Source organism: Methylobacterium sp. D48H (assembly GCF_053345715.1).
The window spans coordinates 37,753-56,014 of the sequence record NZ_JBKFAP010000001.1 but is presented as its reverse complement, the minus strand read 5'-3'; the positions used below and the strand labels follow the sequence as shown (position 1 = coordinate 56,014).

The 18,262-nt window shown below is 70.5% G+C and carries 22 protein-coding genes; 11 read left to right on the top strand and 11 right to left on the bottom strand.

Features of this window, described 5'->3' with window-relative positions; all coding sequences use genetic code 11:
* Positions 1 to 192 precede the first annotated feature (192 nt).
* The 7 genes from ACLBX8_RS00270 (at position 193) to ACLBX8_RS00240 (ending at position 5,485) form a co-directional block, all read left to right on the top strand.
* Complete coding sequence (locus ACLBX8_RS00270) at positions 193 to 1,437, top strand: cysteine desulfurase (RefSeq protein ID WP_447714468.1); 1,245 nt, start codon at positions 193 to 195, stop codon at positions 1,435 to 1,437.
* A gap of 50 nt (positions 1,438 to 1,487) precedes the next feature.
* Positions 1,488 to 1,871, top strand: a complete 384-nt coding sequence (locus tag ACLBX8_RS00265) for an SUF system Fe-S cluster assembly protein (RefSeq protein ID WP_447714467.1) — start codon at positions 1,488 to 1,490, stop codon at positions 1,869 to 1,871.
* A 246-nt stretch (positions 1,872 to 2,117) separates the two neighbouring features.
* Positions 2,118 to 2,450 carry a hypothetical protein gene (locus ACLBX8_RS00260; RefSeq protein ID WP_447714466.1) on the top strand — a complete coding sequence of 111 codons (333 nt, stop codon included), beginning with the start codon at positions 2,118 to 2,120 and terminating at the stop codon, positions 2,448 to 2,450.
* 300 nt (positions 2,451 to 2,750) lie between these two features.
* Positions 2,751 to 3,077: a hypothetical protein gene (locus ACLBX8_RS00255; RefSeq protein ID WP_447697535.1), complete on the top strand. Its 327-nt coding sequence runs from the start codon at positions 2,751 to 2,753 to the stop codon at positions 3,075 to 3,077.
* A gap of 273 nt (positions 3,078 to 3,350) precedes the next feature.
* Positions 3,351 to 3,602 (top strand): hypothetical protein, encoded by a 252-nt coding sequence (locus ACLBX8_RS00250; RefSeq protein ID WP_447714465.1) that lies wholly within the window; start codon positions 3,351 to 3,353, stop codon positions 3,600 to 3,602.
* Positions 3,603 to 3,773: 171 nt separating this feature from the next.
* Positions 3,774 to 4,709, top strand: coding sequence for an ABC transporter ATP-binding protein (locus tag ACLBX8_RS00245; protein ID WP_042673784.1), 936 nt, complete (start codon positions 3,774 to 3,776; stop codon positions 4,707 to 4,709).
* Between the two features lie 14 nt (positions 4,710 to 4,723).
* Positions 4,724 to 5,485 (top strand): ABC transporter permease, encoded by a 762-nt coding sequence (locus tag ACLBX8_RS00240; RefSeq protein WP_042673785.1) that lies wholly within the window; start codon positions 4,724 to 4,726, stop codon positions 5,483 to 5,485.
* Positions 5,486 to 5,489: 4 nt separating this feature from the next.
* Here the strand turns inward: ACLBX8_RS00240 and ACLBX8_RS00235 are convergent, their stop codons facing one another.
* Entirely contained in the window at positions 5,490 to 6,254 is a 765-nt protein-coding gene (locus ACLBX8_RS00235; RefSeq protein ID WP_091679936.1) for an alpha/beta fold hydrolase, read from the bottom strand.
* Between the two features lie 116 nt (positions 6,255 to 6,370).
* On the opposite strand from ACLBX8_RS00235, the gene ACLBX8_RS00230 reads away from it, so the two are divergent.
* Positions 6,371 to 7,213 (top strand): FkbM family methyltransferase, encoded by an 843-nt coding sequence (locus ACLBX8_RS00230; RefSeq protein WP_020093401.1) that lies wholly within the window; start codon positions 6,371 to 6,373, stop codon positions 7,211 to 7,213.
* Here ACLBX8_RS00230 and sfsA read toward each other — a convergent pair.
* Positions 7,200 to 7,913, bottom strand: coding sequence for a DNA/RNA nuclease SfsA (gene sfsA / locus ACLBX8_RS00225; RefSeq protein WP_447714464.1), 714 nt, complete (start codon positions 7,911 to 7,913; stop codon positions 7,200 to 7,202). The two genes, ACLBX8_RS00230 and sfsA, sit on opposite strands and share 14 nt — an antisense overlap.
* Positions 7,914 to 7,990: 77 nt before the next feature.
* On the opposite strand from sfsA, the gene ACLBX8_RS00220 reads away from it, so the two are divergent.
* Entirely contained in the window at positions 7,991 to 8,731 is a 741-nt protein-coding gene (locus ACLBX8_RS00220; protein ID WP_020093399.1) for a competence/damage-inducible protein A, read from the top strand.
* 43 nt (positions 8,732 to 8,774) lie between these two features.
* Entirely contained in the window at positions 8,775 to 9,644 is an 870-nt protein-coding gene (locus ACLBX8_RS00215) for a formate/nitrite transporter family protein (protein WP_020093398.1), read from the top strand.
* Between the two features lie 92 nt (positions 9,645 to 9,736).
* On the opposite strand, the gene ACLBX8_RS00210 is transcribed toward ACLBX8_RS00215, so the two are convergent.
* The 8 genes from ACLBX8_RS00210 to ACLBX8_RS00175 form a co-directional block, all read right to left on the bottom strand.
* The gene (locus ACLBX8_RS00210) at positions 9,737 to 11,017 is read right to left on the bottom strand and encodes an NAD(P)/FAD-dependent oxidoreductase (RefSeq protein WP_447714463.1); all 1,281 of its coding nucleotides are present in this window, start codon (positions 11,015 to 11,017) and stop codon (positions 9,737 to 9,739) included.
* A 214-nt stretch (positions 11,018 to 11,231) separates the two neighbouring features.
* The gene (locus ACLBX8_RS00205) at positions 11,232 to 11,717 is read right to left on the bottom strand and encodes a F0F1 ATP synthase subunit B family protein (RefSeq protein ID WP_170855147.1); all 486 of its coding nucleotides are present in this window, start codon (positions 11,715 to 11,717) and stop codon (positions 11,232 to 11,234) included.
* Positions 11,718 to 11,732: 15 nt separating this feature from the next.
* Positions 11,733 to 12,311 (bottom strand): F0F1 ATP synthase subunit B family protein, encoded by a 579-nt coding sequence (locus ACLBX8_RS00200; protein WP_020093395.1) that lies wholly within the window; start codon positions 12,309 to 12,311, stop codon positions 11,733 to 11,735.
* 144 nt (positions 12,312 to 12,455) lie between these two features.
* On the bottom strand, positions 12,456 to 12,683 hold the full coding sequence (locus ACLBX8_RS00195) for a F0F1 ATP synthase subunit C (RefSeq protein ID WP_007566773.1): 228 nt from the start codon (positions 12,681 to 12,683) through the stop codon (positions 12,456 to 12,458).
* A gap of 66 nt (positions 12,684 to 12,749) precedes the next feature.
* On the bottom strand, positions 12,750 to 13,505 hold the full coding sequence (locus ACLBX8_RS00190) for a F0F1 ATP synthase subunit A (protein ID WP_020093394.1): 756 nt from the start codon (positions 13,503 to 13,505) through the stop codon (positions 12,750 to 12,752).
* A 74-nt stretch (positions 13,506 to 13,579) separates the two neighbouring features.
* Positions 13,580 to 13,954, bottom strand: a complete 375-nt coding sequence (locus ACLBX8_RS00185) for an AtpZ/AtpI family protein (RefSeq protein WP_056525259.1) — start codon at positions 13,952 to 13,954, stop codon at positions 13,580 to 13,582.
* 191 nt (positions 13,955 to 14,145) lie between these two features.
* Entirely contained in the window at positions 14,146 to 14,790 is a 645-nt protein-coding gene (locus ACLBX8_RS00180) for a DsbA family protein (protein WP_020093392.1), read from the bottom strand.
* An 89-nt stretch (positions 14,791 to 14,879) separates the two neighbouring features.
* A complete protein-coding gene (locus tag ACLBX8_RS00175) occupies positions 14,880 to 15,362 on the bottom strand; it encodes a DUF721 domain-containing protein (protein WP_020093391.1) in 483 nt (160 codons plus the stop codon).
* A 133-nt stretch (positions 15,363 to 15,495) separates the two neighbouring features.
* On the opposite strand from ACLBX8_RS00175, the gene mutY reads away from it, so the two are divergent.
* Entirely contained in the window at positions 15,496 to 16,839 is a 1,344-nt protein-coding gene (gene mutY, locus ACLBX8_RS00170; protein ID WP_447697531.1) for an A/G-specific adenine glycosylase, read from the top strand.
* Positions 16,840 to 16,944: 105 nt separating this feature from the next.
* Here the strand turns inward: mutY and ACLBX8_RS00165 are convergent, their stop codons facing one another.
* The gene (locus tag ACLBX8_RS00165; protein ID WP_280142531.1) at positions 16,945 to 18,135 is read right to left on the bottom strand and encodes a site-specific DNA-methyltransferase; all 1,191 of its coding nucleotides are present in this window, start codon (positions 18,133 to 18,135) and stop codon (positions 16,945 to 16,947) included.
* Between the last annotated feature and the right edge of the window lie 127 nt (positions 18,136 to 18,262).

The window sequence follows — 18,262 nt, the reverse complement described above, 5'->3', positions numbered from 1 at the left end:
CGGCCGGTCCGCTCCGCGGACCGGCCCTTCTCGATGCCTGATCCCATCCCGAGGCCACCGCGGCAGCGCGCCTCGGGATGGGGTCCAGGAATCGCAACGCCAGCCGGAGGCCTCCGAGGCCTCCGCTTCGCTCCGGCACCTCAGGATGAGGGCTGTTCCCGGGATCGGCGAAGTCTTCGGAAGGTCGCGACCATGAACGCACCCGTCCTCACCCCCGCCTACGACGTCGCGGCGATCCGGAAGGATTTCCCGATCCTGGGCCAGCAGGTCTACGGCAAGCCGCTCGTCTACCTCGACAACGCCGCCTCGGCGCAGAAGCCCCGGCAGGTGATCGACGCGATGGTCTCCTGCATGGAGACCGGCTACGCCAACGTCCATCGCGGCCTGCACTACATGGCCAACGCCGCCACCGAGGGCTTCGAGGGCGCTCGCGAGACCACGCGCCAGTTCCTCAACGCCGCCTCGACGGACGAGATCATCTTCACCCGCAACGCCACCGAGGCCTACAACCTCGTGGCCTCGTCGATGGGCTGGGCCGGCCTGATCGGGGAGGGGGACGAGATCATCCTCTCGATCATGGAGCACCACTCCAACATCGTGCCCTGGCACTTCCTGCGCGAGCGCCGGGGCGCCGTGATCAAGTGGGCGCCGGTCGACGACCAGGGCAATTTCCTGGTCGAGGAGTACGAGAAGCTGTTCTCGCCCCGCACCAAGATGGTGGCGATCACCCACATGTCGAACGTGCTCGGCACGGTGACGCCCGCCGCCGAGATCGTGCGCATTGCCCACGCCCACGGCGTGCCGGTCCTGCTCGACGGGGCCCAGAGCGCGGTGCACCAGCCCGTCGACGTGCGGGTGCTCGATTGCGACTTCTTCGTCTTCACCGGCCACAAGGTCTACGGCCCGACCGGGATCGGCGTGCTCTACGGCAAGAAGGAATGGCTGGAGCGCCTGCCGCCCTACCAGGGCGGCGGCGAGATGATCCGGACGGTCAGCGAGGACGCGATCACCTACAACGATCCGCCCCACCGGTTCGAGGCCGGCACCCCGGCCATCATCGAGGCGGTCGGTCTCGGCGCCGCGCTCGAGTACATGATGAATCTCGGGCGCGACGCGATCGCCGCCCACGAGGCGAAGCTCACGGCCTACGCGCAGGAGCGCCTCGGCGCGATGAATTCCCTGCGCCTCATCGGCACCGCACCGGGCAAGGGCGGCGTGATCGCGTTCGAGATGAAGGGCGCGCACGCCCACGACATCGCCACGGTGATCGACCGGCAGGGCGTGGCGGTGCGGGCCGGGACCCACTGCGCGATGCCGCTGCTCAACCGCTTCGGCGTCACCTCGACCTGTCGCGCCTCGTTCGGGCTTTACAACACGACCGCCGAGATCGATGCCCTTGCCGAGGCGCTCGGCAGAGCAGAAATGCTGTTCACCTGATACTGGGATGAGGCTGGTCCCGCCCGCGCGGGCCCGGGGAGAGTGAAGCGATGAGCACCGACGCCACCATCACGGGCGGCAAGAACGCCCCCGACGTCGCCGGCCACTCGACGATCCCGCAGGCGGAACTGGACCGCCTGACCGACGACATCGTCGCGGCGCTGAAGACGGTCTACGATCCCGAGATTCCGGCCGACATCTACGAGCTCGGGCTGATCTACAAGGTCGATATCGGCGACGATCGCGTCGTCGCGATCGACATGACCCTCACGGCGCCCGGCTGCCCGGTCGCGGGCGAGATGCCCGGCTGGGTCGAGAACGCCGTGTCCGCCGTGCCCGGGGTCCAGTCCTGCGCGGTGACCATGGTCTTCGACCCGCCGTGGGACCAGAGCCGCATGTCGGACGAGGCCCGCGTCGCCCTCGACATGTGGTAGCGCTCCGGCGGAGCCTCACGGCTTCCCGAAGGGACTCCCGGGCGCGACGCGCGGACCCTGCGCGGCGCCCGATCGTCGTTGCGCGAGAAAGGCTCGCACCGCGCCCCGGACGCGGGTGGCGAGTGTCGACGCCGGCGCGATCTGCGGACTTCTACGCAGCCGTTAAGGCCCCGCTAACCATGACCCCGCAGATCGGTGGCGGCCGCCGCGAGGGCGGCCTCTCCTCGATACAGTTGGTGGAAGCGGATGGCTGCGGGCTACGTGGTCGCGGCGTTCTTGGAGGCGGCCGGGCTGGCCGGCCTCGTGATCGCCGTGCTCAAGATGCGGACGGAGCGGCGGGCGCGGGCCGCGGACTTGCGGAGCTTCCTTCGCTCCGGACAGATCCCGATTGTCGAGATCGGGGGGATGCGCCGTCCCGCGGATGCTGCCGCGCGGCTGATCGCCGTCCCGTACACGACCGGCCGGGGCGGCGCTCCGGAGGCTCGGCCGTCGGCCGCCCGCGCGGCGCTCGGACGCGCCTTCACGTCCGGCGGTGCGGTAAAGCGCGACGGGTTGGCCGGCGCGATCAGCGCAGGATGACGTCGAGGCCGCTGCCGAGCAGGACCACGGCGCTGAGCGTCAGCATGAACTTCAGGTCTTCGAGACGGGCGCTCATGATCGATCCTCGATGTTCGGCTGGTTGGCTGCAGTTCCGATGACCGATGATCACCAGATTAACGAATTTTTCGCGAGTCCTTTCAGGATCCGTTAGGGATTTACCGACGGTTTCCGTTCGCTAACGTTACCGATGTGTTAAGACCTCTTCCGGAGCCGTCGGCTCATTCTGGTCCGGCGGGGCGGCACGATCTGCGCCGGCCGGAACTCACGAAGGTTCGAGCCATGTCCCCACGTCCGCGCACAACCTTCGGGCGGGCCGTCGACTGGATGTTTCGCGACAGGACCACCGGCGCGATCACCGTGGCGCAGTGGCCGAACCTGCCGCTCTGGCTCTTCGCGGGCCTGAGCCTCGCGGCTTGGCTGGCCCGGGACAGGGGCGAGCTGGCCCCCTGGCTGCCGGCCTCCTCCCTGTCCTTCGGGGCCGACATCGCGCTGACATGGTGGGCGCTCGACGAGCTCCTGCGCGGCGTGAATCCCTGGCGCAGGATCCTCGGTGCGGCGACGCTTGTCGGTCTGGCCGCGCTGATCACGCTTCGGCGAGCGGCCTAGCGCCGGAACCATGCTACCGGCAATTGTATTTCTGGTTATCTATAAGGAACGGAGGCCGAACCGACTTCGCCGATATCAGATGAGCGGCACAAGATCTCGGTCCGGGGTGGCTGTCCGCGCGTTCTGGACAGTGCGGCCCTGCCAAGCTGATACCATAACGGTAGGTTGCACCCGCCGAGAAAGTGTGGATGGTCGTGCCGCGCGCCGCGTGAGCAGCGTCTGTGGGCATCCCGTGCATCCGAGCTCGGCCGAAGGACTGGTTTCGAAGAGATCATGACGGACGCGGGCGGATTCGATCTCGACGGCACGGCGAAATCCGCTCACGAGCGGGAAGTGCTGCTTCGCCAGATCGCCCACGCGCTGAACGTCCCGGTCTCGATCTTCCGCGGGCCGCCGGGGTCCCCGGCAGCCGGCGGCCCGAGCGCCGCGGAATGCGCCGCCCTGCTGACCGCCTTCTCGCGCATCGGGGATCCGGAACTCCGCAAGGAGTGCCTCGCGCTGGCGGAGCGCCTCGGCCGCCGGTGAGCGGCGGGCGCCCTCGCGGTGCGGTGGCGCACACGGGCTCGGTCAGCGCCGGTCATTCACCATGCTATAGGGGCGCCCGCCGCCGGAGGCGCCCCGCTCGGCCGGCCCCTCGCGTGTCCGGTGCCTGAGCATGGCTGCCGGACCCGTGCACGCTCCCGCTCGCACCAGGCTCTGATGCCGATCATCTCCATCTCGAAGCTGTCGAAGACCTACACGTCCGGCTTCACAGCCCTGCGCGACATCGACCTCGCCATCGAGCGTGGCGAGATCTTCGCGCTGCTCGGTCCGAACGGAGCGGGCAAATCCACGCTCATCAACATCGTCTGCGGGATCGTCACCGCGAGTGCGGGGACCGTCCTGGTCGACGGCCACGATATCGCGGCGGATTACCGCGCCGCGCGCCGGGCCATCGGGCTCGTCCCGCAGGAACTCACCACCGACGCCTTCGAGACGGTGCTGAACACCGTGAGCTTCTCCCGCGGCCTGTTCGGGCTGCGGCCGGATCCCGGGCATATCGAGCGGATCCTCCGGGCGCTGTCCCTCTGGGACAAGCGCGACAGCCGGCTGATGACCCTGTCGGGCGGCATGAAGCGGCGGGTGCTCATCGCCAAGGCGCTGTCGCACGAGCCCCGGGTGCTGTTCCTCGACGAGCCCACGGCGGGCGTCGACGTGGAGCTGCGCCAGGACATGTGGCGCCTCGTGCGCGACCTGCGCCAGCAGGGCGTCACCGTCATCCTCACCACCCACTATATCGAGGAGGCCGAGGAGATGGCCGACCGCATCGGCGTGATCCGCCGGGGCGAGATCATCCTCGTGGAGGAGAAGGCCGCGCTGATGCGCAAGCTCGGGCGCAAGCAGCTGACGCTCCACCTCCAGCAGCCGATCGCCGCGGTACCGCCGGAACTCGCCGATTACGGCCTGGCGCTCGGCGGGGAGGGGACCGAGCTGGTCTACACCTACGACACCCGCGCCGAGCGCACCGGCATCACCGGGCTCCTGACCGGCCTCGCGGCGGCGGGCATCCGCTTCAACGACCTCCACACCGAGCAGAGCTCGCTGGAGGACATCTTCGTCGGCCTCGTGCGCGAGGAGAGGGCACAGCCATGAGCGCGGCGTTCAGCATGAACTGGCCGGCGATCCGGGCCATCTACCTGTTCGAGATGGGCCGCTTCTGGCGCACCGCCGGGCAGAGCATCCTGGCCCCGGTCATCTCGACGACCCTGTACTTCGTGGTCTTCGGCGCGGCGATCGGCTCCCGGGTCTCGGCGGTCGACGACGTGCCCTACGGGCTGTTCATCGTGCCCGGCCTGATCATGCTCTCGCTGCTGACGCAGAGCATCTCGAACGCCTCGTTCGGCATCTACTTCCCGCGCTTCGCCGGCACGATCTACGAGATCCTGTCGGCGCCGATCTCGCCGCTGGAGGTGGTGCTGGGCTTCGTCGGCGCCGCGGCCTCGAAGTCGATCCTGATCGGGCTGATCATCCTGGCCACCTCGGCCCTGTTCGTGCCGCTGCGGATCGACCACCCGCTCTGGATGATCGGGTTCCTGCTGCTCACCGCTGTGACGTTCAGCCTGTTCGGCTTCGTCATCGGCCTGTGGGCGGACGGGTTCGAGAAGCTGCAGCTGGTCCCGCTCCTCGTCGTGACCCCGCTCACCTTCCTGGGCGGCAGCTTCTACGCGATCAGCATGCTGCCGCCGTTCTGGCACGCGGTGAGCCTGCTGAACCCGGTCGTGTACCTGATCAGCGGGTTCCGCTGGGCGTTCTTCGGCAAGGCCGACGTGAACATCGCGGTCAGCCTCGGCATGACCGCGCTGTTCCTGGTGATCTGCCTCGGCCTCGTGACCTACATCTTCCGCACGGGCTACCGGCTGAAGAGCTGAGGCCTCAGGGCTGCGCGGCCAGGAAGGCCAGCACCCCGTCCCGGTGCGGCTTGGCGCCGACCGCCGTGGAGTGGTCCTTGCCCTCGATCTCGAGGGCCCGGGCGTCCGGGATCAGGGCGGCGAGGGCCGGTCCCGAGCCCGCGACCGTGTCGAGGGTCCCGACCGAGACCAGGACCGGCACCTCGATCTGCGCGAGCTCGCCCCGGCTGAGCGTCTGGCGCGAGCCGCGCATGCAGGCGGCGAGCGCCCGCAGGTCGCTCCGGGTCTGCTCGGCGAACATCCGGAAGGCCGCCGCCGTGGGGTTGGGCGCGGGCGTCCCGGCGGGCGCCTCCAGGGCCTCGGCGATGCCGGAGGGCAGGCCCTTGCCCTCGATCAGGTGCATCCCGAGGCCGCCGATCAGGGCCGAGCGCACCCGGTCCGCGTGGTCGAGCGCGAGATGCGCGGTGATCCGCCCGCCCATCGAGTAGCCCATGACGTGGGCGCGCCCGATCCCGAGATGGTCGAGGAGCCGGACCGCGTCGCCGGCCATGGCCTCGGAGCTGTAGGCGGCCGGATCGTAGAGCTTCTCGCTCTCGCCGTGGCCGCGGTTGTCCAGCGCGATCGCGCGGTAGCCGGCCTGGGTCAGGGCCTTCACCCACTGGGTGTTGACCCAGTTAACCGCGTGGTTCGACGCGAATCCGTGGATCAGCAGGATCGGCTTGCCCGGACCGTCCGCCGGCGGGACGTCGATATAGGCGATCCGCACGCCGTCGGAATTGAAGGTCTCCATGCCACGCAACCTGTGTTCATCAAGCTCGGCCACGGCTTAGACCACCCGGACGCGCGGGAGCAACGCGGATCGATCCGCTTGCGGGTCGGAGCGCCGGCTGGCAAACCGCCCCGGTCATGACGGACACGCAGCCCTACGGCACCTACGAACCGTCCGGCCTCGTGGCGGCGATCACCCGCCGCACGAACCGGATCCCGGCCGAGTCCTGGTACGGGCGGCGCCTCGCGCTGTTCCTGCGCCGGATCGCGATCGCGCGCCTCGGGGGCAAGCCCCTCGACGTGACCCGCTACGGCGCGCGGATGCGGCTGCACCCGTACAACAACAACTGCGAGAAGAAGGTGCTCTTCACCCCGCAGTTCTTCGACCCGGAGGAGCGGGCGCTGCTGCAGGAGCGCCTGCCGCGGGACTGCGTGTTCCTCGACATCGGCGCCAATGTCGGCGCCTACGCCCTCTGCGTGGCCGCCTTCTCGGGGCCGGGCGCGCGGATCGTCGCGGTCGAGCCGCAGCCGGACGTGTTCGACCGCCTGACCTACAACATCGCCCAGAACCCGTTCCACACCGTCAAGGCGGTCGCCTGCGCGGTGGCCGACAAGGCCGGTGAGCTGACCCTGTTCATCGATCCGCGCAATCGCGGCGAGTCGAGCCTGCGCATCGTCGGCACCAACGAGGGCGCGCGGATCACCGTGCCGGCGGTGACGCTCCTCGACCTGCTGCGCAGCGAGGGCCTCGACCGCGTCGACGCCATCAAGCTCGACGTCGAGGGCGCCGAGGACCTGATCCTCGAGCCGTTCCTCCGCGAGGCGCCGGACGCGCTCCTGCCACGGATCCTGCTGGTCGAGAACGGCACCGGCCAGTGGCAGCTCGACCTGCTGCGGCATCTGGGGCGCTACGGCTACCGCGAGATCGCGCGCTCGCGTCTCAACCTGATGTTCGAGCGCGGCGCCGTCAGGCCGGCGTGATCACCGGGATCTCCTCGGCGATGGCGACGCCCTCCGGCGCGACGGCACAGCGATAGGCACGGACCGCCACGCCCGCCGCGCGCGCCTCGCGGAACGCCCGGTCGAAGGCGGGATCGATGTCCCGGGCGACGTCGAAGGCCTCGGCCCGCATCTGCACGACGATGACCACCAGCGCGCGACCGCCCTCGGCCACGACCTGCGCCAAGTCGCGCATGTGCCGGGCGCTGCGGGCCGCCTTGCAGTCCGGGAACTCGGCCAAGCCCGCCCGCCGCATCAGGTGGCAGTTCTTGACCTCGACGTGGCAGGGTCCGGCCTGAGCGCCGCTCGCGAGGAAGTCGACCCGGCTGGCCGCGGCGTAGCGCACCTCGGGCCTCAGCGCGTCGTGGCCGTCGAGCGCCGCGATCGCGCCGGCCCGGAAGGCCTCGGCCACGAGCGCGTTCGGCCGCATCGTGTTGATGCCGACCCACTGCGCCCCGCTGGGGAGGTCGGCCTCCACCAGCTCCCAGGTGAGCGGCAGCTTGCGCGCGGGGTTGCTCGAGCGCGACAGCAGCACGCGCGCACCCGGCGTGTTGAGCCCGAGCATGGCTCCGGGATTGGGGCAGTGAACGGTGACGCGGCCGTCATCGGTGTCGATATCGGCGAGGAAGCGCTTGTAGCGCTGTACGAGCCGTCCCGGCACCAGCGGCGCGGCGAACTGCATGGGGTCTCCGGGGTTCACGTAGTCGCGGGCCGCGGTCGCGCTATCTGCCTGCAGGACCCGCCCGACGCCAGAGTTCCATGAGCCAGCCTTCCGAATCCGTCACCGCCGCGATCCTCGTCATCGGCGACGAGATCCTCTCGGGTCGCACCAAGGACAAGAACATCGGCACCATCGCCGACTTCCTCACTGCCGCCGGGATCGACCTGCGCGAGGTGCGGATCGTGCCCGACGAGGCGGCCATGATCGTCGAGGCGGTCAACGCCCTGCGCGCCCGCTACACCTACCTGTTCACCACCGGCGGGATCGGCCCGACCCACGACGACATCACCGCCGACTGCGTGGCCGAGGCATTCGGGGTCGGCATCGACGTCGACGAGCGCGCCCGGGCGATGCTGCTGGAGCGGCACAAGCCCGAGGATCTCAACGAGGCCCGCCTGCGCATGGCGCGGATTCCGTTCGGGGCCGACCTGATCGCAAATCCCGTCTCGAAGGCGCCGGGCTTCCGCATCGGCAACGTCCACGTGATGGCCGGCGTGCCCAGCATCATGCAGGCCATGCTGGACTCGATCGCCCCGACGCTGACGGGCGGCGCCGCGATGCTGTCCGAGACGATCGAGGCGGCCGGCCTCCCGGAGGGCAGCTACGCGGGCGGCCTCGGCGAGATCGCGAGGGCGCGGCAAGCCGTCTCCATCGGCTCGTACCCGGCGATCACGCCGGAGGGCTTCCGCAACCGGATCGTCGTGCGCAGCCGGGACCCGGAGGCCCTCGCCGAGGCGCGCGGCGCCGTCGAGGCCCTGCTGGCGCGGCTCTCGGCCTGACCTGTCCCGTCCGATCGATCGTGTTGCGTAGCGGAGCTGTCGGATGGTGCGGGACAAGGACAAGCGGGCCGACCCCGAGACGCGCCGGGACGAATTGCTGAAGGAAGTCTCCGAGATCGGCCGGCCCGACGCCTACGTCCTGCACGAGGTCATCCGGCTCGAGGGCGACGAGGAGCTGCGCCGCCACGGCCTCGCGCTGTTCCTCTCCGCCTTCGCGGCCGGGCTCAGCATCGCCCTGTCGCTGATCGTGCCGGGCGTGCTGCGAAGCCATCTCCCGGAGACCGACTGGGCCAAGATCGTCAGCTCGATGGGCTACGCGGTCGGGTTCCTGGTCGTCGTCCTCGGGCGCCAGCAGCTCTTCACCGAGAACACCATCACGCCGATCCTGCCGCTCCTGCACGACCGCTCCGTGAAGACGGCGCTCCGCGTCGTCAGGCTCTGGATGATCGTGCTGTCGGGCAACATCCTGGGCACGCTCGCGATCGCGACGCTGCTGGCCTATTCCGGCGCCTTCGAGCCTCCGGTCCTCCGGGCCTTCGCGGAGATCAGCCACGACGCCATCGCGCACGGGTTCTGGGCGACCTTCATCAAGGCCGTCTTCGCCGGATGGATGATCGCCCTGATGGTCTGGTTCCTGCCGGCCACCGCCAGCGCGGCGCCGTTCGTGATCCTCCTGATGACGTGGCTGGTGGCGCTCTGCAGCCTCGCCCACATCGTGGCCGGCTCCGTCGAGGCCTTCTACCTCGTGGTCACGGGCGCCGCCTCGCTGCACGATTACGCGGTGAAGTTCTTCCTTCCGACGCTGCTCGGCAACACGTTCGGCGGCGTGGCGCTGGTGGCGGTGCTGAACTACGGGCAGGTCGCCCCCGAGGTCGAGGAGACCAAAGCGGTCGAGGGCGAACGTCCGGACTGAGGCCGAGGACTTGGACCGAGGATTTGGGCCGAGGACTCGGGCCGCCGGCGGCACCGCCCGCCGCCCGCGACGACGGATCCGCGCCGGCCGCCTCAGTCGAGCCGCACCGGCGGGCTGATCAGGTGGTCGAGATCGTCGAGGACCCACGTCATCGTCCCGCGCAGCGGCCCGTAGAGCCCGATCTGGTGCTGCCGGTAGAGGAGGTCGTGCGTCAGCCGCGCCGAGAGCCCGTTCAGGCGCCCGCCGCCGAACGTGTAGCGGCCGAGCGTGCCCCAGCCGTTGAAATCCGCGAGCGAGACGATCGCGCCCTTCTCGGCGTAGTGGAACGGAGGCAGGTCCGCGTCGGGCGAATCCCCGCGGGCCAGCGCGCGGCCGAGATGGCGCGCGAGATGCTGCGCCTGCTGGCGTGCGGCCTGCGCGGTTGCCGGAACGGGGTGGCCGGTCCGGGAGTCGGTGAGGCTGGCGCAGTCGCCGAGGGCGATGATGGCCGGATCCCGGGTCGTGCGCAGGTCCGGGCGGACGACGAGTTGCCCGGCCCGCGAGCGCTCCAGGCCGTCGAGGCCGGCGAGCACGTCCGGCGCCTTGACGCCGGCGGCCCAGACCTTCAGCCCGGCCGGGATGCGGCGGCCGTCCTTCAGGATGAACCCGTCCGCGTCCGCGGCCGTCACCATCGCGCCGGTCCGGACCTCGACGTCGAGATCCGACAGGGTGCGGGCGGCGGCGCGCGACACCTTCTCGGGGAAGGCCGGCAACAGGCGCGGCCCGCTCTCGATCAGCGTCAGGCGCAGGCGCCCCGGCAGGTCGGGCGAGCCGTAGGCCGCGAAGAGGTTGATGGCGTGCTTGAGCTCGGCGGCCAGCTCGACGCCGGTCGCACCGCCGCCCACGATGGCGATCTCCAGCAGGCCGCCGCCGTCGAGCCGGGCCAGGAGATGGCACCGCAGCTGTTCGTGGAAGTGCTCGGCCTCGGTCAGGTCGTCGATGGTCAGGCAATGCTCGGCCACGCCCGGCGTGCCGAAATCGTTGGCGCGGCTGCCGATGGCGAGCACCAGCAGGTCGTAGGCGCGCTCCACCTCCGGAACCCCCTCCGCGGCCTCGACCGCGAGCCGGGCGCGCCTGGCCGCGCGGTCAATGCCCACCAGGGCGCCGGGCTGGAACCGGAAGCCGTTGCAGCGCGCCTGGGCGAAGAGGTCCACCTTCTGCCGGTCGGCCCGGGCCGTACCCGCCGCGAAGGTGTGCAGCATCGGCTTCCAGACGTGCGAGAGGCTGCGATCGGCGAGGGTGACGTCGGCCCGGCCGCCGCGTCCGAGGCTGGTCGCCACCTCGATCCCGGCGACGCCGCCGCCGACGATCACGATCCGTGGTCTCTCCGCCATGACGTCTCCGCATCCTCACGGGTCGGGAACGCCGGTCACGGCCTCGATGTTCGCCGCGGCGCGCGCCGATTCCACCCGGCGTCGGAAGCGCGTCCTGCGCGGCCCGTCCCTCGATCCCGCGGCGGGCGAGATCGCGTCGGCCGACAGGGGCCCTCGACCATGAAAAAAGCCGCCCGGAGGCGGCTTTCGTGAACGTCGCGCTGCTGCGTCCGGATCAGGAGCGCATGCGGGTCCGCACCTCGCCGAGGCTCGCGCGGATCAGGTTCTGGGCGGCGTCACCCTGCATCCGCTCGCGCAGGATCGTCTCCGAGACCTTCACGGCAGCCTCCGCGGCGGCGGCGCGGACCTGAGCCTCGGCCTGGGCTTCCGCCTGGGCGATCTTCGTCTCGGCGGCCTTGGTGCGGCGGGCCAGGAAATCGTCAAGCTTGCGGTGGCCTTCCTCAGCGGCGCGCTGGGCCTCCTCGCGGGCACCGGCGACGATCGACTCGGCCTCCTTCTCGGCCTCGGCGCGGCGGCGCTTGTAATCGGCCAGCACGGCCGCGGCCTCCTCGCGCAGGCGCTTGGCCTCGTCGAGCTCGTGGCGGACGCGGTTGGCGCGCCCGTCCAGGCCCTTGAGCATCGTCGAGAAGGCGCCGGCCTTCCAGGCGATGCCCATGAAGATGACGAACGCGACGGCGACCCAGAATTCGGCTTCGAGCAGCATCGTGGGATCCCGTCAGTGTGCGGTGGCGTCGAGGGCGCGGTCGAGGCTCGTCCGGTCCGGAGCCTGCCCGGTCAGACGCTCGACGATGGCCGACGCGGCCTCACCCGCGATCGAGCGGACGTTGCCCATGGCGGCCTCGGTCCGCGTGCGGATCGTCGCCTCGGAGGCGGAGAGCTTGGCGTTCAGCTCGTCCTCCAGCGCCTTGCGCTTGGTCTCGGCCTCCGCGGCCAGTTCGTTCCGGGTGGTCTGCGCGATGTCGCGCGCCTTGCCCTGGGCGTCCCGGAGGGCGGTCTCGAAGGCCACGCCGGCGGCATCCGCCTCGGCCTTCATCGCCTGCGCCTGGTCCAAGTCGGCACGCAGGCGCTCGGCGCGGGCGTGCAGGATCGACTGGATCCGCGGCAGCGCGATCTTGTCCATCAGGTAGTAGAGGAGGCCGAAGGCCAGGGCGAGCCAGATCAGCTGCGCCAGGAAGCCCGAGGTCTCGAAGGGCGGGAAGGCGCCGGAATGCGCTTCCGTATGCTCGACATGGCCCGGCACGACCTGCGTGTCGGCGCCCGGGGGCGGCGTGGTGAGGGGATTGGGCTGCGCCATGAGACCGCTACACTGACACCGTTCGCTGAGGCCACCGCCGGCGCGGTGACGGACGAAGGCGGACGCCCCGTCGCGGGAGCGTCCACCCGTTCATCGGGCCGGGGCCCGGGAGGAGACCGCGGGGACCGCGGCCTCCGGCGCCGATCAGACGGCGAAGAGCAGCAGCAGCGCGATCAGCAGCGAGAAGATGCCGAGCGCCTCGGTGAGGGCGAAGCCCAGGAGCAGGGTGGCGCGCTGGCCGTCGGCCGCGGACGGGTTGCGAAGGGCGCCGGCGAGGAACTGACCGAACAGGTTGCCGAGGCCGATGCCCGCACCCGCCATGCCGAGGCAGGCGAGGCCGGCGCCGATGTACTTCGCAGCGACGGGATCCATGGTAACTCCTGAGGTCTCTTCAGATCGAAACGTGCGGTGACGTTTGCGGCGGGTGGAGCCGGCCGATCAGTGGCCGGGGTGAAGGGCGTCGTTGAGGTAGATCGCCGTCAGCGTCGCGAAGACGTAGGCCTGAAGCGCCGCAACGAGGAACTCGAGAGCGGTCAGCGCGATCGTCAGGAACAGCGGGAGCGGCGATAGCACGCTCCAGGCGCCCGCGAGAAGGAGCTGGACCACGAAGAACGCGAAGATCTTCATCGCGATGTGGCCGGCCAGCATGTTGGCGAACAGACGGACCGACAGGCTGATCGGGCGCGAGATGAACGAGATCACCTCGATCGGGACCAGGATCGCGAGGAGCGGCTTCGGCACGCCCGACGGCACGAACAGGCCGAAGAAGTGGGTGCCGTGCTTCATCACGCCGAAGATCACCACGGTGGAGATCACCAGCGCGGCGAGGCCGAAGGTGATGATCAGGTGGCTGGTCACCGCGAAGGCGTAGGGGATCATCCCGAACAGGTTCAGGACGAGCACGAACATGAACAGCGAGAACACGAGCGGCATGAACCGCTTGCCGCCGTCGCCCGTCGCCTGGTGCACGGTGTCGGCGATGAATTCGTAGAAGATCTCGGCCAGCGACTGCATGCGGCCCGGAACGACCGAGCGGGACGCGGTCGCCACGATGGTGATGAGCGCGATCACGCCGACGGCGGCGAACATGTAGAGGGCCGACTGCGTGAACGCGAGCTGCTGGTGGCCGATATGGCCCAGCGACACGAGCGGCTTCAGCTCGAACTGATGGATCGGGTCGATCGTGACCGCCATTCCCGCTTCCGCCCTTCTTGTCCGGCGCGCCGACGGGTGTCGGCCGCCCCACATTCCCCACTGACCGGCGCGCCTTATGGCTCCTGCCGATCGCGCCGTCCCGGACGCGCGCCGGCGAAACCCGACGCCCGCATCACGTTGTAGACCCCCGCGACGAACCCCAGCATCAGGAGGACGATCAGGCCCCAGGGCTTCGTCCCGAAGACATGATCGACGATCCAGCCGAGTATGCCCCCCGCGATCACGCCCGCGACGAACTCCGTGGAGAGCGTCATGGCCTGGCCCAGCGAGGATGGCCCGCCGTCCCGAGGGCGCGTGGAATGACCGGGAGCAGCCTGCGGCCGCTTCCGTTCGATCTGCGTCTCGAGACGTCTGAGCCTCGCGGAGAGTTCGCTGTCCGTCGGCGTCTGCTCGGTCCCTCTCCCGTCCCTCGGATCGTCGCCGTTCACGGCTCAAAACTCATCGGGCGGGAGGCTGTGGAACCGGCTGGACACCCCCAGCAAGCGGGGCGCACCATAGTTTCGCCTATCTTGAGTGTCAAGGCGAACCCCATACACCGTAAGTAATTGATTTTAGTTTGGTATTCCAACTTTGTGCGATGCGCCGGAGCCGCGTCGCGCGCGAGGCCCCGGCGGGTCGATCAGGCGCCGATGATCGGCTTGATCACCTTCTCCATACCCTCGACGGTCATCTCGCCGGTGTAGCGCTCGCCGTTGATGAAGAAGGTCGGGGTCGAATCCACCTTGAAGACGTCGAGGCCGCGCTGCTTCACGGCGTTGACCGCGCTGTAGATCTTCTGGTCCTTCAGGCAGGCCTCGAAGGTCTGCTTGTTGTAGCCCGCCTGCCGGAGCATCTGCTCCAGCGCGTCCACGGGCTTCGGCGTGAAGGCCCAGGCCGCCTGCTGATCGAACAGCAGGTCGGTGATCGGATAATACTTGGCATCGCCCTGGCAGCGCGCGAGCATGAAGGCCGCCGTGGCCAGCGGGTCGAGGGGGAATTCGCGGAGCGTGAACCGCACCTTGCCGGTGTCGATGTAGCGCTCCTTCAGGGTCGGCCACGTGGTCCTGTGGAAGGCCGCGCAGTGCGAGCAGGTCATCGAGGCGTACTCGATGATCGTGCACTTGGCGTCCGCCGGGCCGAGCCAGACGTCGCCGAGGGGGCCCGGCTGCAGCAGGGCCGCCATCTCGGAATTCTGCGCCCGGGCGGGCCGCCCGAGATACGGCAGGGCGAGGCCGGCGCCGAGGGCGAGGCCGGAGAACTTGAGAGCGTCGCGTCGCGTCGTCATCGGGCAGGCTCCGCCGGATTGATCAGTCGTGGCGTCCGGATGCCGGTACTCGGGCGCGACCGTCCTGGCAAGGTGACCGAATCGACCGTTCACCGCTCCGGGCGCGTCGCCACGGCGGCGGTGCCGAGGCGGTCGAGGGCCGCGCGCAGGCCGTCATCGGCGATTCCCGCCACGGCGCGCTGGACCTCGACGGCGGCGGCCGGATCGACCCGCGCGCGGGCGGGCGCCCGGCCGGCGCGCCCGACCCGGTCCTGCTGCAGCACGATCCGGGAGACGCAGGCCCAGCCGTAATGGGCGTTGATCCGCTGGATCACCACCGGCGCGAGATGCTGCAACTCGAGCGCGAAGACGCCCTCGACGCGCACGACCAGCGTGCCGGATTCGGGCGCGGCGGACTCGCTCCGGCGGCGCTTCGGCCATTCCAGCTTGGACGGGCGGCAGTAGCGGGCCAGCCGCTCGCCGACGATCTCCGGCCACGCGGCCAGGATGTCGGTCGAGGCGAAACCCTGCGCCGCGAAGGCCGGCCCGATGCAACTCTCGATCAGTTCGGCCAGCGGTTTGACGCGCGCCATGGTGGTTCCGGCCCCGTGGATCCGAGAAGGTTAGCGCAGGATGGTTGACGAAGGGAGCACGCGCCGGCGCTTTCGCCGCCCTATGATCGCCGCGGCGCTCCGGCTATGCAGCGCGACCCCTGTCGACCCGCCCATGCCGCCTCGCACAGCCACGGATCCTGAAGCCGGTCCCGGACCGCGCGCCGACGACCTGCTCGCCTGGTACGACCGGCATCGGCGGGTGCTGCCCTGGCGGGCGCTCGCCGGCGCGGTCCCCGATCCCTACCGGGTCTGGCTGTCCGAGGTGATGCTGCAGCAGACCACCATCGCGGCGGTGCGGCCGTATTTCGAGCGCTTCCTGACGCGCTTCCCCGACATCTTCGCCCTGGCCGAGGCCCCCGAGGAGGCGGTGATGTCGGCCTGGGCCGGCCTCGGCTATTACTCCCGCGCGCGCAATCTCCACGCCTGCGCGAAGGCGGTCGCGGCGGCCGGGGGGCGCTTCCCCGACACCGCCGAGGGCCTGCGCAAGCTCCCGGGAATCGGCGCCTACACGGCCGGCGCGATCGCCGCGATCGCGTTCGACCGGCCGGAGGCCGCCGTCGACGGCAATGTCGAGCGGGTCCTGAGCCGGGCCTACGCGGTGGAGGCGCCGCTCCCGGGCAGCCGGCCGGAGATCCGCCGCCTGACGCAGGCGCTCGTCCCGCAGGAGCGGCCGGGCGACTTCGCCCAGGCGCTCATGGACCTCGGCGCGACGATCTGCACGCCCAAGCGCCCCGCCTGCGCGCTCTGCCCGTGGATGCGGCCCTGCCGGGCGCGGTCGCTGGGCACGCAGGAGACCTTCCCGCGCAAGATCAGGGTGGCCAAGGGGGCGCTCCGCCGCGGCGCCGCCTTCGTGGCGATCCGCAGCGGCGACGAGGCGGTGCTGCTGCGGACCCGCGCCCCCGAGGGGCTGCTCGGCAACATGGCCGAGCCGCCGGGGAGCGCCTGGGAGCCGGATTACGACGTGGCCGCCGCCCTGCTGGACGCGCCCCTCGACGCGCGTTGGAAGCGGCTCCCGGGCCTCGTCCGCCACGGCTTCACGCATTTTCCCCTGGAGCTGACGGTGTTCGTGGCCCGCGTCGCGCTGGCGACGCCGGCTCCGGCCGGCATGCGCTTCACGCCGCGCGGCGCCCTCGCGGACGAACCGCTGCCCGGCCTCATGCGCAAGGTCCTGGCGCACGCCTTCGACCCGAAGCCGGAGCCCGAGAAGAAGCCGCGCGGGCGTCCGAGGAAGGAACCGCCGCCGATGCCGCTGCTGGCGGCGATGGAGCCACCGGTCTCGATGCCGGATCCGGACCCGCGCCCGCGCGTGCGCGCCGTCCCGAAGCCCCAGCCGAAGGCGGCGCCGGTGCCGCCGCAGGAGACGGACGAACTGTTCGACGGGGAGGTCGAGCCATCGCCCGCACCGGCGCGGGCCCGGTCATCGCCGCGGCGGCCGGGGCCGGCCCGGAAGCGGTAGCCGACCGTCATCGCGAGCGCAGCGAAGCGACCCAGGGCAGCGCGACATCTGTCTGCGAGGCGCTGCTGGATTGCTTCGCTCCGCTCGCAGAGACGGTGTGCTGGCTCAGCCGTTGGCCATCGCCTGCCGGAGACCGGCCCGGTAGCTGTCGATCACCACCGGCTTGCCGCCGCGCTCCACGTGCCAGAACGTCCAGCCGTTGCAGGCCGGCAGGCCCTGCACGAGCGCGCCGATCTTGTGGATCGAGCCGATGACGAGGCCGTTGTCGAGCTGGCCGTCCGGGCGCACCGTGGCGCGGAACCGGCGGCGCTCGTCGGTCACGGTCTCGCCCGGCCGGATGTGGCCCGCCTCGATCACCGACAGGAACGGCACCCGCGGCTCGGCGCGCTTGGTCGGTGCCACCATGAGGGCGGCCCTCGACAGGGTCTCCACGGCGGCGATCCGCTCCCGGGCCGCCTCGGCGTAGGTCGCCTCGCGCTCGATGCCGATGAAGCGGCGGCCGAGGCGCTTGGCGACGGCGCCGGTCGTGCCGGTGCCGAAGAACGGGTCGAGCACCACGTCGCCGGGATTGGTCGCCGCGAGCAGCGTCCGGGCGAGCAGGGCCTCGGGCTTCTGGGTCGGGTGGACCTTGCGGCCCTCCGCATCCTTCAGCCGCTCCTCGCCGGTGCAGAGGGGGATGAACCAGTCCGAGCGCATCTGGAGGTCCTCGTTGCCCCCTTTCAGCGCCTCGTAATGGAAGGTGTAGCCCTTCGAGTCGGCCGAGCGCGAGGCCCAGATCAGGGTCTCGTGGGCGTTGGTGAAGCGCTTGCCGCGGAAGTTCGGCATCGGGTTGGCCTTGCGCCAGACGATGTCGTTGAGGATCCAGTAACCGAGATCCTGCAACGCGCTCCCGACCCGGAAGATGTTGTGGTACGACCCGATCACCCAGAGGGTCGCGTTCGGCTTCATCACGCGGCGGCAGGCGGCGAGCCAGTCCCGGGTGAAGGTGTCGTAGGCCTCGAAGGTCGCGAACTTGTCCCAGTCGTCGTCGACCGCGTCGACGCGGCTCTGGTCCGGGCGCAGGAGGCCGGCGTCGCCGAGCTGAAGGTTGTAGGGCGGATCGGCGAACACGCAGTCGACGCTCGACGCCGGCAAGGCGTTCATGGCCGCGATGCAGTCCCCGACGAGTACCTGGTCGAGGGGCAGAGAACGCTGGGTGGGTACGAGACCCATCCGTGGCGCCGACGCGGGCCGCCCGGCACGCGAGACCTGTTTCCGGGCGACGGCGTCGGCAGCCACGGTACGCGGGGAAGCCATGGCAAACACCGGTTACGCGACTGACCGGCAGACCATGCGCCGGGTACGGTAAAGGTCACGTTGTCGATTTCGCGTCCGGCGCGTCCCGTTCTGGGGCTGCAGATTTTGCCGACCGGGCGCCCGGACA